We start from the raw sequence: 14,353 nt of genomic DNA, 5'->3' as shown, positions 1-14,353 counted from the left end.
TTTGTCCTTGACATGCGTCTAGCATGATGACTAACGTTCAGTCCACAGAAAAGAGTTCAGCATATTGAACCGAAATCGCCAAGGAGAACGCAGTTCTTCTTGAGGGTGGATTGGGCGGCACTCCTGGCGCCGCCTCCGGGGAGGAACAGCAATGGTGATGAGCCTGCGCGACTGGGCCGTGCGCTTCAGCGAGGCTTCGGATCGTGACGCCACCATCGGCGCGATGGCCAAGTATTTCACGTGCACCTACATGTGGGACATGGGCACGGCGAAGGTCATCGTCGAAATGATCGACGGCAAGGTCTATCGCATCAACACCGATCCCCGGCCGCTGGATGCCTACGACTTCGCCCTGCGCGCAAGTCCTGCGACCTGGCGCGAGTTCGCCCGCCCGGTTCCCGAGCCGATGTATCACGGCATCTGGGCAGCAAGTTTCCGCCGCGACTTGAAGATCGAGGGCAACACCCTCGTGATGATGCAGAACCTGCGGAACTTCACCGTCCAGTTCGAGCTCCTGCGCAAGGTCGGCGTTCCCGTCTGACCCCGCGTTTCAATCCCAGACCTGAAGGACTCCGGTATGGCCAAGCACTCGCCGGTCATCGGTCGCTATGTGACCATCGACGTCGACGGCTATGAATACAAGGTGTTCTACCTGCGCAACGGCCAGGGACAGCCCCTGGTGTGCCAGCATACGGCCGGCTGCCACAATCATCAGTGGCGCGGCCTGCTGGAGGACGAGGCGATCACCCGGGACTACGACGTGATCGCCTATGATCTGGCCCGGCACGGCAAGTCCGACCCGCCGCACAATCGCGAATGGTGGAAGGAGGAGTACCTCCTCACCGCCGATCACTACATGAAGTTCGTCGTCGCGTTCTGCGACGCGCTGGAGCTGAAGAACCCGATCTTCATGGGCTCTTCCTTCGGCGGCAACCTTGCCCTTCAGCTCGCCCTGCACCATCCGGACCGCTTCCGCGCCGTGATCCCGGTCGAGGCGGCGGAGCATGCCCCCGGCTTCTTCCTCGACTGGTGGCGGCATCCCCACGCCAACGCCGCTCAGGTTTGCGCCTCCGGCGTGTGGGATCTGATGGCGCCGCAGTCCCCCGACCAGGACCGCTGGCTGACCTGGCACTACTACACGCAAGGCTCCGAGGTGTTCCGGGGCGATCTCTATTTCTACTCGATCGACCACGACCTGCGCGGCCATCTCGGCAACATCGATACCCGGCGCTGCCCGGTGATCATGATGACGGGTACCTACGACTATCTGACGCCCCCCGAAGCAACCGAGAACACCGCCCGCCAGATCCCCGGCGGCATCTACATCGAGATGGAGGACATCGGCCATTTCCCGATGTCCGAAAACTATCCGCTGTTCGCCGTCTACCTGAGGGAAGCGCTGCGCATCATCGAGGAGCGGACATGAGCCGCGCCGCCGCCGGAGGAGTGATCGCCCGATGAAGATCGTGGAGTTCGACGATAAGGGCCTGCGGGTCGAGGTCGAAGCGGATGGCGCCGGCGGCAGGAGCCGCGCGGACGGCTCGGCGCTTGCCCCCCGCCCGGTCTTCGCGCCGACGCCGGCACCGGCCGCAACGCCGGCGCGGCGGCGCAAGTCCTCGGGGATGGAGCTGCACATGTTCCAGACCGGCACGCTGCGCACCAAGCTCAAATACATCAAGATGAACCAGGGCGAGGAGGACTTCGAGATCCCCGTGCCGTGGTTCCTGATCCGCCACCCCAAGGGCAACGTGGTGATCGATGGCGGCAATGCCGCCGAGGTCGCCGTCGACAAGCGCGGACACTGGGGCAAGGTGGTGGATGCCTATGACCCGGTCATGGGCCTGTCCGAGAACTGCATCGAGCAGCTCAAGATGGTGGATGTGGCGCCGCATACGGTGCGCTACGTCCTGCAGTCGCACCTGCATCTCGACCACACCGGCGCCATCGGCCGCTTCCCGAAGGCCACCTATGTCGTGCAGAGGGCGGAATACGACTATGCCTTCCGCCCCCACTGGTTCTCCCAGGGCGCCTATATCCGCTCGGATTTCGACCGGCCGGGCCTCGACTGGAAGTTTCTCGGCGGCGACTACACCGACAATTACGACCTGTTCGGCGACGGCACGGTGCGGATGATCTTCACGCCCGGCCATTCTCCCGGACACATGTCGTTCCTGGTCACCCTCCCCCAGACCGGACCGGTGCTGCTGACCATCGATGCCGCCTACACCCAGGACCACTGGGAGGACCGGGCGCTGCCGGGACTGGTTCACTCCGCCGCCGATGCCGCCAACTCCGTCGCCAAGCTGCGCCGGATCGCGAAGGACACCGGCGCGATGGTCGTCACCGGCCACGACCCCGACGGCTGGGCCGCGTTCCGCAAGGCGCCGCACGACTTCTACGACTGAAGCCACGCCCCGAGAGAGGGCAACTGAGGAGGAAATAGCATGACGCTGAAAAGATACCTCGGCCTGACCGCAGCCCTGCTGGCCGTTGCGATCAGCCCGGCCCTGGCGGAAGGCCTCGACGAACTCAACCCCGCTGTCGTCGAGCGTCTCTACAACAAGGACATGCTCGACCCGATGCAGCCGGTCGGGCCCAGCGCCTGGCGCGAGTTCAAGGCGAAGAACCCGCCGCCGTGGAAGATCGGTTATGCCTCGTCCTATGCCGGCAACACCTGGCGCGCCGCCGCCATGGACGAGTTGCAGAACACCATCATTCCCGAATGGCAGTCGCTGGGGCTTGTGTCCGAGGTCGTCGTCACCCAGTCCAACCTGAACGACGCGACGCAGATCCAGCAGATGCGCCAGTTGGTCGACCAGGGCGTCGATGCGATCATCGTGTGCTGCTCGAACCCGACCGCGCTCAATGCCACCGTCAAGTATGCCGCCGACCGCGGTGTCCCGGTGTTCTCGATGACCGGCTACCTGACCTCGGAATACTCGGTCAATTCCTCGGTCAACTACCAGGTGGCGGGCTATGAGATCGCCCGGGAAGTGGTCGAGCAGCTCGGCGGCAAGGGCAACGTCCTGGTGGTCGAGGGCATTCCCGGCACCTCCGGATCCGACAGCCAGCATCGCGGCGTCCTTGCCGGACTGGCAAGCTCGCCCGACATTCGCGTGGCCGGCCAGGTCGCGGGCATGTGGACCGATCAGGTCGCCCAGGGCGAGGTCCAGCGCTGGCTTGCGACCAATCCCGGCCAGCTTGACGCGATCGTCGTCCAGTCGGCCGCCGAGATGGGCGTGCTGCGCGCCGTGCAGCAGTCGGGCCGGGGCAACATCCCCGTCGCGATCGGCGGCGAGCTGGGCGCGCTCTGCTACTGGCGCAAGAACCCCGACTACATCACCGCGGCCTATCAGGTCTGGCCGCCGGCCGACGAGATCCAACTGATCTGGAACATCATGATGCGCACGCTGCAGGGCCAGGGTCCGAAGGTGCAGTCGGTGCTCGTCGATCCGGTCAAGATCACCCACCAGGATCTCGCCGAGGTGATGGGCGAAGACTGCAACGAGGACAGCCCGGACTGGCTGGCCGTCGGAGCGAGCCGCTGGGGCCAGGACCCCGCCTATCTGGACGACTTCTTCCTGCGTCCGGCCGATCCGCGCGCCTACAAGCCGTGAACCGGATCTGAAACCGCGGGGCCGCACACCGTGCGGCCCCCCTTTCCACCTGACCGCCGGAACCCCATGGCCGACGCCGCTCCCCCCGCCGCAACAGCGAAGCCCGGCCGCGAGACCATCGCGGTTCGGAACGTTCGCAAGTATTTCGGGCCGACCCGCGCGCTCGACGGCGTCAACTTCTCCGCCCGGGCCGGAGAGATCCATGCCGTCGTCGGCGGCAACGGCTGCGGCAAGAGCACGCTGGCAAAGGTTGTTTCCGGCATCCTTCCGGTGGACGGCGGCACTGTATCGATCCTTGGCGAAAGCCCGTCCACCCCGGCCGAAAGCCGCGCACTCGGCATCTCCACCGTCTATCAGGAGGTGCTCGTCGCCGACGAGGCCAGCGTCGTCGACAACATCTTCATGGGCGCAGACACGCTCTTCACCAAGACCCTGGGCCAGGCGCAGAAAGTCGCTCGCGCCGCCCAGTTGATGGAAGAGCTTTCGGGGGAACCGGTCGATCCGCACGCCCTCGCCGGCACCCTGCCCCTATCCCTGAAACAGTGGCTCACGATCGCACGCGCGCTTCTGTCGGATCCGCGCATCCTGATCCTCGACGAGAGCTCGGCGGCGCTCGACTTCGATTCCACCGAACGGCTGTTTTCCAAGATGCGCGCCCTGCGCGACGCCGGCACCACGGTGCTGATCGTGACCCACCGCATCGCCGAACTGGTCCGCATCTCGGACCGTGCCACGGTCATGCGCGACGGCCGCGACGTCGGCGTGCTCGAGCGCGCCGATATCACCGAGCGCAATCTTCTGTCGCTGATGACCGGCGAGGACCCTGGAACCGGGCACATGACGCAGGAGCCGGCCCGGCCGGCGACGCCGGAACGGGCCCTGCGCGCCGCCGCCCTCAAACTATGGCCGACCAGCCGCAGCTTCGACTTCGACCTGCGCCGGGGCGAGATCGTCGGCATCGCGGGATTGGACGGACAGGGGCAGGACGCCTTCGTGCGGGCGCTGGCGGGCGTCCAGCCCGCCCCTTACGGCAGCGTCGAGGTGCAGGATCGGCACGGACACTGGCATCCGGTGCGCGCCCTTGCCGAAGCTGTCAAAGGACGCATTGCCTACGTCTCCGGCGACCGCAAGCGCGAAGGCATCTTCGCGTCGCTGTCGATCTTCGAGAACATGGTGATGCCTCTCTACCGGGAGAAGAAGCGCGCCGGCGTCCTCGGCATCATCGACTGGGAAACCCTGAACACCACGTTCCGGCGCGAGGCCGACAACCTGCTGATCAAGTTCGGGGTCAAGGAAGACCGCATCACCTCGCTGTCGGGCGGCAACCAGCAGAAGGTGCTGATCGGGCGCGGCTTCGCCATGCGTCCCGACATCATCGTGCTGAACGACCCGGCGCGCGGCATCGATGTCGGCGCCAAGAACGAACTCTACAAGCACCTGCATCGCTTCGCGGCCGAGGGGCGCTCCGTCGTCTATCTCTCGTCCGAGATCGAGGAGTTCCTCGGCTTCGCTACGCGAGTGATCGTCTTCCGCGACGGTGCGCCGTTCGATGCGTTTGACGGGCGCGGCCTGCGCGCCAATCTCGTGCTCGAGGCGATGTTCGGCCAGACCGACGGACGCGGGCTCAACGCCCCCTGGGGGCTGAAGCCGGTTGCCGGCGAAGCGGCGGAAACGCCCGCGACCGGCGACGGCGTGCGGGTCCGCGTCGACATCCCTGACCACCTTCGCGCCGCCCCGCCCCAGCCCCGCCCGCCGGCGGAAGACCGCGTGCCGCAGGCGGCTCACCGGACGCCCTCCCCCGCAGCAACGCCCCCGGCGCGCCGTATCAAGATCGTCGAGTTCGATACCGAAGGTCGCCAGACCCGTGGAGGCCAGCGGTGAGCATGACCACGACAGGTCCCGGTGCCAGCGCTCGCAGCGACGCCCCCCGGCAGGGAGGACGGTCGAATCCGTTCCTGCTGATGCCGATCACCCTGTTCTTCGCGCTGCTGACGCTCGCCGTCCTGCGCTCGCCCAGCCTGACCACCAGCTACGGCCTCGGCGCGGCGGTGATCGTCGTCTCGCCGCTGATCCTGGCAACCTATGCGTTGATGGCCTCGGTGATCTCCGGACGCGGCACCGTCGACCTGTCGGTCGGACCGCTGATCGGCTTCATCAACGTCACGCTGATCCAACTGAGCGGCGCCGGCATTATCTCGTCCCCGATCGCGGTGTTCCTCTACGCCATCGCCGCAGGCGCGCTGTACCAGTTCCTGTTCGCCCTGATCGTCATCTATGTCCGCGTCCAGCCGATCATCGTGTCGCTGTCCGGTTATCTGGCCCTGTCGGGGATCAATCTTGTCATCCTGCCGCGACCAGGCGGCCTTGCCCCGGAATTCATGGCCGAATGGGGCTACGGCACCACCATCTTCTCGCCGCCGCTGATCATCGTCCTGATCGCCACCGGCCTGTGGCTGCTGTTCACCGCGACCGCCTTCTACACCCATCTGCGCCTGATGGGCTCGGACGAGCGCGCCGCCTATACCTCCGGCGTCCAGATCTCCGTCGTACGGATCGGCGCGCATCTGATTTCGGGCGCCTTTGCCGGGTTGGCTGCGATCTGCTTCACCGCCCTGATCGGCTCCGGCGACCCCTCGCAGGGCACGACCTACACGCTGATCGCCGTCACCGCGCTGGTGCTGGGTGGCGCGTCGCTGGCCGGCGGGCGGGCGGGCGTCTTCGGGTCGGCGCTCGGCGCGCTGAACCTCTACCTCATCACCTTCTCGCTCTCGACCTTCAACTTCGGCGCGGTGCAGAGCTTCGTCACCAATCTCGCCTATGGCACGATCCTCGTGGTGTCGCTGCTGCTGACGCTGCTGATCCCGGTGATCCAGCGGCGGATACCGAACTTCTCGCCGCTGCTCTACTTCGTCGCCCTGTCGGTGGTGGTGCTCGGCGTCATCCTGCATGCCAGCTTCGACTATCGCAGCCTTGGCGCTGTCGGCGCCGTCCTTCCCGGCCCGCTCGACATGCAGGCTGCCCTGACCGGCCCGCTGGAAATCGCCGTCGTGTCGCCGGCAACCGAGGCCCTGCGCCTGCAGGCCGCGCCGCTGATCCTTTCGGTGATCGTCCTTGCCGTGGTTGCCCTGTTCCTGCGCCTTGCGATCACCGAGGCCGGCCGGCGGCGTGAGATCGGCATGGCCACTGGCGTCATCGTGGCGGCGCTGGTTCTGGCAATTGCCTGGGTGATGAGCAGCGAGAGACCGGCACCGCCCGCACAGACTGCGGCGCCCGTTTCGCAGGAGGCCGCCGAATGACCGACGCCGCCCGCATTGCCCCGCGCACCCCCCTGCCGCTCGGCGCCCGCATCCTCGGCCTGGTGGCCGGCCTGATCCTGACCGGCATCGGCATCATCATGGGCTTTGCCCAGGATGCCAGCGTGCAGTTGGTGATCCTGGCCGCCATCGCCACGCTCGCCCTGTGGATGTGGGGCTGGCACTACGTTCTTGGCCAGTTCTGGGAGATCGGCGGCGACAGCGAAGACGGCCCCGGTCCGATCCGCAGCCTGTGGAACAGCTATCGCTGGCCGCTTCTGGGGCTCGCCGCGATCCTGCTCGCGTTCCTCGTGCTCAGCGCGACCGTGACGGGTTTCTTCAATGTCTGGAACGTCATCTCGCTGCTGATCCTGCTGACGATCCTGGTCCTGACGCGCACGCTCGGCCGGCAGTTCCAGCAGAACCGCTCCGCCTTCATCGGCATCATGGTTCTGTCGGGCCTCTTTTCCGTCGGCGCGATGAACATCGAAGGCTTCTCCTCGGCGCAGAACATCAAGTCGATGCTGCTCTTCGCGGCCTTCCTCGGGCTGGCCTCGGTCGGGCAGACCATGGTGGCGCTGCTTGGCGGACTGGACCTGTCGATCCCCTTCATCATCGGCGCGGCGAATGTCGGCCTGCTCTACCTGATCTCGCTCGGCGTGCCGCCCTGGCTCGCCATGATCATCGTGCTGACCGTCGGCGTCATCCTGGGCGTCATCAACGGGTTCCTCAGTTACCGGCTGCAGGGTCAGGCGCTGATCGTGACGCTGGGCACCGGCTTCGCGATCTCCGGCGGCGTGCAGATCCTGACGTCGATCGGCACCGCCTATTCGGGCAACGTGTTCGGCACCGTTCCCAAATGGCTGGCCAACCTGAGCTCGATGAACGGCACCACGTTCGGCCTGCCTGTTCCGCCGGTGATCGTGATCTGGGCCCTCATCGCGCTGGTTCTGATCGTCGGCATGCGCACCACCGTCTATGGGCGCTACCTCTACGCGCTCGGCGTCAACCGCACCTCGGCCAACCGGGTGATGATCTCGGAGCTGCGTTACTGGGTCTCCATGTACGCCCTGTCCGGCTTCTTCGCGGCGCTGACCGGATCGCTGCTGCTCGGCTGGTCGGGCGGCGGGTTCATCGGCGTCGGCGACCAGTATCTGTTCCTGACGCTGGCCGCTGTCGTGGTCGGAGGCACCTCGCTGCTGGGCGGACAGGGCGGCTACGGCTTCACAGTGATCGGCGTCCTGGTCCTGCAGGTCCTGTCGAGCTTCCTTGTCGGGCTCGGCCTCAACTTTCAATGGCAGCAGTTCATCTTCGGACTGCTGATCCTGCCCATGGTCGCGCTCTATGCGCGCTCCCCGCACATCCGCACACAGATCTGAGGCGGAACCATGGGCAACAGGCACATCCGCGAACGGAGGAAACGCGATGGCGGTTTATGAGACGGCCGACCTGACCGCGGCAAGCTATTCGGTGGCGATCTTCGGTCTTGCCGCGACAGCGGTGCTGCTGCTTCTCGGCACGGCCTGGGTGGGGCGGGCCTGGAAGCTGCCGGTGACGCTGTGCGCCGTTGCGGCGCTGGTGGGCGTCGCCGCGGCCTGGGAGGGACGGATCGCCTGGGGCGCGGCCGGACAGGTGCCGGTCGTCTATCACTATGTCGGCTGGGTCGTGTCGATCCCGCTGCAGGTGATGGCCCTCTACTTCTTCGCCGCCACCTCGCGGCGGCTCGGAGCCGGCCTGTTCTGGCGCCTCATCGTCGTCGCCGTGCTGATGGTCTTCGTCCGCTACCTGGGCGAGGCGGCCTATATGAACGCCACGCTGGCCTTCCTGATCGGGCTCGTGTTCTGGCTCTACATTCTCGGCGAGCTCTATTTCGGCGGAATGGACGACGCGGTGCGCGAGGCCGAAAGCGATGCGGTGCGCAGCGGCTATTTCTGGCTGCGCCTGATCGTCACCATCGGCTGGGCGATCTATCCGCTCGGCAATTTCCTGACCGCCTTCGCCGGCATCCCCGACACCGGGGAACTGACGGTGGCCTACAATATCGCCGACATCCTGAACCGCATGGCCTTCGGCGTCGCGGTGCTGGCCACCGGGGTGCTGTGCGCATCCTCGGAGACCCGCCGTGACTGACGCCATCGGTCATTCCTCTGCCGCGCATATGAAGGGAGCACGTCCATGAACGGTGCAGACGTCATTGCCATCATCATCCTGGCGGCGATCGTCATCGCCGTGGCCGCCTACCTGCTTCACTGGCTCTACCGCCGATCGACCAAGGACATCTCCTTCGTGCGAACCGGCTTCGGCGGCGAGAAGGTCGTCATGGGCGGCGGCGCGCTGGTGCTGCCCATCCTGCACGACATCACCGAGGTGAACATGAACACCCTGCGGCTGGAGGTGACGCGCGCCCGCGAGCGCTCGCTCATCACCAAGGACCGCATGCGCGTGGAGCTGACCGTGGAATTCTACGTCCGCGTCGCCCCGACGGAAGAGGCCGTGGCGATTGCCGCGCGGTCCCTCGGCTCCCGGACAATGAATGCCGAACAGCTCAAGGACCTGATCCAGGGCCGTTTTGTCGACGCCATGGGCGGCGCCGCGGCGAAGATGACGCTCGAACACATCCACGAGCACCGACAGGCCTTCGTCAAGGAGGTCAAGCAGGAGGTGGCCGAGAGCCTTGCCCTCGACGGGCTGGAACTGGAAAGCGTCTCGCTCACCTCGCTCGACCAAACCGACATCAAGCTGTTCGACGAGTCCAACACCTTCGACGCCGAAGGCCTGACGCGCCTCACCGAGCAGATCGAGAGCCGCAAGAAGAAGCGCAACGACATCGAGAAGGACACGGCGGTCGCGATGCGCGCCAAGAACCTCGAAGCCGAGAAGCGCAGCCTCGAGATCCAGCGCGAGAGCGAATATGCGCGGCTGGCGCATGAAGCCGAAGTGGCGGTCGAGCGCGCCAACCGCAAGGCCGAGATCGCCAACGAGGCGGCCGCCCGCGAACGCGAGATCGAGACGGCGAAGGTGAAGGAACGCGAGGCGGTCGAGCGCACCCGCATCGAGATGGAGCTGGAAATCGAGCGGCTGGAGATCAAGCGCCGCGAGGCCCTGGATCTGGAGCAGCAGATGCGCGAGATCGCCGTCTCGCTGAAGTCGAAGGAGCGGGCCGAGGCGCAGTCGATCGCCGAAGCGGCACGCGCCGCCGCCGTGGAGGCCACCGAACGGGTGCAGACCCTGCGCGACCTGGAGATCGCCAACCGCCAGAAGAAGGTGGAGGTGATCGAGGCCGAGCGCGCTGCCGAGTCCGAGGCCGTCCGGCTGCGCATCCTGGCGGAAGCGGAGAAGGCCGCTGCGAGCGACCGGGCGGATGCCGACCGCATCGCCGTCGCTGCGCTCGAGGAGCGTCTGCGCGTGGAAGCGGAGGGCAAGGAGAAGCTGAACGCGGCCGAAAACCTGCGCTCCGACGCCAGCCGCCGGTCGGCGCTGCACAAGGCGCTGGTGGAGAACCTTCCCGCCATCATCCGCGAGAGCGTCAAGCCGATGGAGCAGATCGACGAGATCAAGATCGTCCATGTGGAAGGCTTGCCCGGGCTCTCGGGAGCCTCGCTCTCGGGACAGGCGAGCGGCGCTGCGATCGACGGCGGCACCCCGCGCGACGGCAACCTGGCCGACCAGGTGGTGACCTCGGCCCTGCGCTATCGCAGCCAGGCGCCCTTCGTCGATACGCTGCTGGGTGAGATCGGCCTGTCGGCAGACACGGTCCACCGCCCGCATACGCTGCAGGACCTGTCGAAGATCGTCTACACCGACCCTTCGGCCCCCGCACCGGCGACCAAGGGCACCAAGGCGCGCGGCGGCAAGCCTTCGGCCAACTGACACATCGCGGGGCGCGCGACCTGCGCCCCGCCCTCCCCAACGGAGCGGCTGAGCCATGCGCGAACGCACCCCGAACGTCGACCGCGGAATCCTTGTCTTCTCGATCTGGGGCAGCCTTGGCTTTCTGGGCCTCGGGCTGTTCCTTGAAGGGATGGCGCACGATGTCTGGGCCGTCTCGGCAGCGGGCGTCGCCGTGATCCTGACGGCCCTTGGCGCGCATGTCGTCGTCAATGCCGTCCACGGCACCGGGTTCACCCGCGGCGAGGCGGCGCTCGGTGTCGGAACCTACGGTGTGCTCGGCTTCGTGTTCATCGTCGGGGCGCTGCAGGGAGACATGACCATGGCCGATTACTATGCGGGCCTGACCCTGTTCGGCACGCTGGCGGCCGGCTTCCTTGCCTATCTCGTCACCCGCCACGGGCTGCGCGGCGCCTTCTCGCAATTCCACATGCGCTCGGCGGGACCCGCCATGCGGAAGGGTGACTAGATGATCTGGCTCCCGCTCTACCTGCTGTTCTGGGCTGCCGTCACCCTGTACTGGGCGCGGGTGGCGGCCCTCGCCAACGCCGGCCACGAGACCTGGTTCTCGGCCGGACACACGCTTCCCGCTTGGGTGTCGGCGCTGGTCGTCGCCGGCGCCTCCGTCTCCGGCTGGGCAACGCTGGCGCTGCCTGCCGAGATCGCGGCGCAGGGCTTTTCGCATCCCTCGCTCCTGCAGGCAGGCGTGGTTCTGGCCATCCCCGGGGTCCTGTTCTTCAAGCGGCTGTGGCTGGTCGGCCAACGGCTGCGCCTGTCCTCGCAAGGGGAACTTCTGCGCGTCTATTGGCAGTCGGAGTTCCTCGTGGTGTTTTCCGCCCTGGTGGCGGTGGTCTTCGCCGTGGCCTTCGCAGGGCTGCAGTTGCGGACCCTCTCCGCCATCGCCGCGCAGCTCACCGATGGGGCACTGTCGCTTGAAGGAGCGGCCTTGCTGCTGGGGGCGATCCTGATCGGCTATGTGGTGATCGGCGGCATGCGGGCCGTCGGCTATCTCGGCGCGATCCAGGCGGTGCTGGCAATGGCCGCGCTGATCGGCCTTGCCACCTTCGCCCTCGTCGAGGCCGGGGGTTTCGCCGCGCTCAACCGGGGCCTGCAGGCCGTTGTGGCCGAGAGCGGCGGCGGCCACCTGACCGTTGCCGGCGTCATCCAGTTCACCGCCGGGATCGGGCGCGAAGCCGCCGCCGGGCATGAGGGCACCGCCGTCGCTGCCCTGTCGCTGGCCTTTGCGCTGCTGGGGATGCAGGCCAGCCCCGTCGTGCTGAAGGTGGTGCTGTCCACGGCCACGCCGCGCGGTCTTGCCGCCGGGCAGACCTGGGTGATGGCGGGCGCCTTCGGTCTTGTGGTGGCGCTGGCCGCCGCCGCCGTCGGGGTGGCCGGCTATACCGATCCGGCGCTGTCTGTGCCGGCCCTGATGGCGAACCTGTCGCCCTGGTTCGCGGCCTGGATCTTCATCGGCATCCTCTGCGGCATCCAGCTCCTGGCCGGGCTGGCCCTGCTGACGGCGGCCGAAGCGCTGGTCCGCACCCTCTACAAGCCCTGGTTCCACAGTGCCCTGTCGCGCTCGGCGACGGTGTCCCTGGCGCGCATCGCCGTGGTGCTTCTGGCACTGCTGTCGCTGCTGATGCAGGCGCTGACCCCGGTCACGCTGTCCGTGCTCGGCGCGCTGGCGCTGCCCCTCTCCGTCCAGTTGTGGACGCCGCTGCTCGGCATGACCTGGGTGCGCTGGTTCACGCGCCCCGCGGTCATCACCGGCACCGGCTTCGGCATCGCCGGCGTGCTGCTGACCGAGCCTTTCGGCCAGGCGGTGCTGTCCTTCCTCGGGCTGGACCTGCCATGGGGGCGCTGGCCCTGGACGATCCACTCCGCCGCCTGGGGTCTTGTGCCCAACCTTGTCGTGACCATGCTCGTCTCCCTCTTCACCCAGCGCCGGGGCTTCGGCAGCGAGGCGGAAGAAGCAAGGCGGTTCCTTGCCGGCACGCTGCGCCAGTCGCCCCGCGCCGAGGCGCTGCGCTCGACCGCCTGGTCGGTGGCGCTGGCCTGGGCCTTCTTCGCCGTCGGTCCCGGCCTGGTGTTCGGAAACATCGCCTTCGGCGCGCCCGCAGGCACCTGGCTGGTCGGAATGCCGTCGCAATGGGCCTGGGGTCTTCTGTTCTGGGCCCTCGGCCTCGGGCTCGTCTGGTTCCTCTCCTACAAGATGGAGATGGCCAGCCCACACACCGGCGCCATACCGGCCTATACCCCGCCGCCGCGCCTGCGCCCCGACACGCGCGCGGCAGAGCGGGAACGGCTGCGCGCCCTGGTGCTGACCGCAGCCATCGGTTTCGCGCTGATCGTCCTGACGGCGCTGTCCTTCGGCGGATAGGAGCAACAACATGACCGCCCCCTTCACCTTCAACACCACCCGTTCCGTCCGCTTCGGCGCCGGCGTGCTCGGCGAACTGCCGGCCCTTGCCCTGCCGCTGACAGGCCCGCGTGTGCTGATCGTCACCGATCCCGGCATGATGGGCACCGGCATCGTCGATCGCGCGGTGGCCCTGCTGCGTGACGCCGGCTTGGAGACGACGCTGTTCGCGGATGTCCAGGCCGACCCGCCGGAAGCCGTGGTGCTTGCCGCGGTCGATGCCGCACGCGAAGCCAGGGCCGGCGGCATCATCGGCCTGGGAGGCGGATCGTCGCTCGACGTGGCGAAGCTTGTCGCGCTGCTTGCTCCGGGAACGGAAGCGCTCGCCGATGTCTATGGCGTCGGCAAGGCCAGGGGGCCGCGTCTGCCGCTGGTGCTGATCCCCACCACCTCGGGCACCGGCTCGGAGGTCACGCCGATTTCCATCGTCACCACCGGGGCGGCGGAGAAGATGGGCGTCGTCAGCCCGCACCTGATCCCCGACCTCGCGCTGCTTGATCCCGAGTTGACCCTGGGTCTGCCGCCGCATGTGACGGCCGCCACCGGCATCGACGCGATGGTGCACGCGATCGAGGCCTATGCCTCCGCCAGCCCGAACAACAATCCGGTGTCCCGGGCGCTCGCCTGCGAGGCCCTGCGGCTGATGGGTGGAGCCTTGCTGAGGGCCGTGCGGGATGGCAGCGATGCGGCGGCGCGGGCCGACATGCTGCTCGGGTCAATGCTCGCGGGCCAGGCCTTCGCCAATTCCCCGGTCGCGGCGGTGCACGCCCTCGCCTATCCGCTGGGCGGACATTTCCACATCCCGCACGGCCTGTCGAACGCCCTCGTCCTGCCCCATGTCCTGCGGTTCAACGCGGTGGTCGCCCCGGCGCCCTATGCGGAACTCGCGCCCCATGCTTTCCCCGATCTTGCCGCTCTCGACGGGCAGGAGCGGGCCGCAGCCTTCATCGAGCGGCTGGCGACCCTGTCGGCCGATTGCGGTCTGCCGCAGCGGCTGCGCGACATGGACATTTCGGCCGAGGTGCTGCCACGGCTGGCGCGCGACGCCATGAACCAGACCCGGTTGCTGGTCAACAATCCGAGGCCCCTGACCGAGGCCGACGCCCTCGCCATCTACACCGCCGCCCACTGACGTC

The 14,353-nt window shown here is 67.4% G+C and carries 12 protein-coding genes; all 12 read left to right on the top strand.

All coding sequences use genetic code 11. From position 1 onward, the window contains the following. Positions 1-151 precede the first annotated feature (151 nt). The 12 genes from TSB10GB4_RS02210 to TSB10GB4_RS02155 all read left to right on the top strand — a co-directional run bounded on the left by TSB10GB4_RS02210 (position 152) and on the right by TSB10GB4_RS02155 (position 14,349). The gene (locus TSB10GB4_RS02210) at positions 152-541 is read left to right on the top strand and encodes a hypothetical protein (RefSeq protein WP_186386786.1); all 390 of its coding nucleotides are present in this window, start codon (positions 152-154) and stop codon (positions 539-541) included. A gap of 36 nt (positions 542-577) precedes the next feature. Continuing rightward, complete coding sequence (locus tag TSB10GB4_RS02205; RefSeq protein WP_186394380.1) at positions 578-1,426, top strand: alpha/beta fold hydrolase; 849 nt, start codon at positions 578-580, stop codon at positions 1,424-1,426. A 196-nt stretch (positions 1,427-1,622) separates the two neighbouring features. Further along, a complete protein-coding gene (gene attM / locus TSB10GB4_RS02200) occupies positions 1,623-2,405 on the top strand; it encodes an N-acyl homoserine lactonase AttM (RefSeq protein WP_186386803.1) in 783 nt (260 codons plus the stop codon). Between the two features lie 39 nt (positions 2,406-2,444). Further along, entirely contained in the window at positions 2,445-3,617 is a 1,173-nt protein-coding gene (locus TSB10GB4_RS02195) for an ABC transporter substrate-binding protein (RefSeq protein ID WP_208984354.1), read from the top strand. Positions 3,618-3,683: 66 nt separating this feature from the next. Continuing rightward, positions 3,684-5,498 carry a sugar ABC transporter ATP-binding protein gene (locus TSB10GB4_RS02190; RefSeq protein ID WP_186394379.1) on the top strand — a complete coding sequence of 605 codons (1,815 nt, stop codon included), beginning with the start codon at positions 3,684-3,686 and terminating at the stop codon, positions 5,496-5,498. A gap of 2 nt (positions 5,499-5,500) precedes the next feature. Continuing rightward, positions 5,501-6,913, top strand: a complete 1,413-nt coding sequence (locus tag TSB10GB4_RS02185; protein WP_186394420.1) for an ABC transporter permease — start codon at positions 5,501-5,503, stop codon at positions 6,911-6,913. Further along, the gene (locus TSB10GB4_RS02180; protein WP_244296418.1) at positions 6,910-8,289 is read left to right on the top strand and encodes an ABC transporter permease; all 1,380 of its coding nucleotides are present in this window, start codon (positions 6,910-6,912) and stop codon (positions 8,287-8,289) included. Before TSB10GB4_RS02185 ends, TSB10GB4_RS02180 begins: the two co-directional genes overlap by 4 nt. A 46-nt stretch (positions 8,290-8,335) precedes the next feature. Next, complete coding sequence (locus TSB10GB4_RS02175) at positions 8,336-9,040, top strand: bacteriorhodopsin (RefSeq protein ID WP_186386783.1); 705 nt, start codon at positions 8,336-8,338, stop codon at positions 9,038-9,040. Positions 9,041-9,085: 45 nt separating this feature from the next. Then, the gene (locus TSB10GB4_RS02170; protein WP_186394378.1) at positions 9,086-10,780 is read left to right on the top strand and encodes a flotillin family protein; all 1,695 of its coding nucleotides are present in this window, start codon (positions 9,086-9,088) and stop codon (positions 10,778-10,780) included. A 55-nt stretch (positions 10,781-10,835) separates the two neighbouring features. Further along, on the top strand, positions 10,836-11,267 hold the full coding sequence (locus TSB10GB4_RS02165) for a hypothetical protein (protein ID WP_186386781.1): 432 nt from the start codon (positions 10,836-10,838) through the stop codon (positions 11,265-11,267). Next, the gene (locus TSB10GB4_RS02160; protein WP_186394377.1) at positions 11,268-13,178 is read left to right on the top strand and encodes a hypothetical protein; all 1,911 of its coding nucleotides are present in this window, start codon (positions 11,268-11,270) and stop codon (positions 13,176-13,178) included. Between the two features lie 10 nt (positions 13,179-13,188). Further along, positions 13,189-14,349 carry an iron-containing alcohol dehydrogenase gene (locus tag TSB10GB4_RS02155; protein ID WP_186394376.1) on the top strand — a complete coding sequence of 387 codons (1,161 nt, stop codon included), beginning with the start codon at positions 13,189-13,191 and terminating at the stop codon, positions 14,347-14,349. The last annotated feature ends 4 nt before the right edge of the window (positions 14,350-14,353 follow it).

It is taken from the genome of Stappia sp. TSB10GB4, from assembly GCF_900185745.1.
GTDB lineage: Bacteria > Pseudomonadota > Alphaproteobacteria > Rhizobiales > Stappiaceae > Stappia.
The sequence above is the reverse complement of the archived record's forward strand: the minus strand, read 5'-3'. Positions and strand labels throughout refer to the sequence as shown.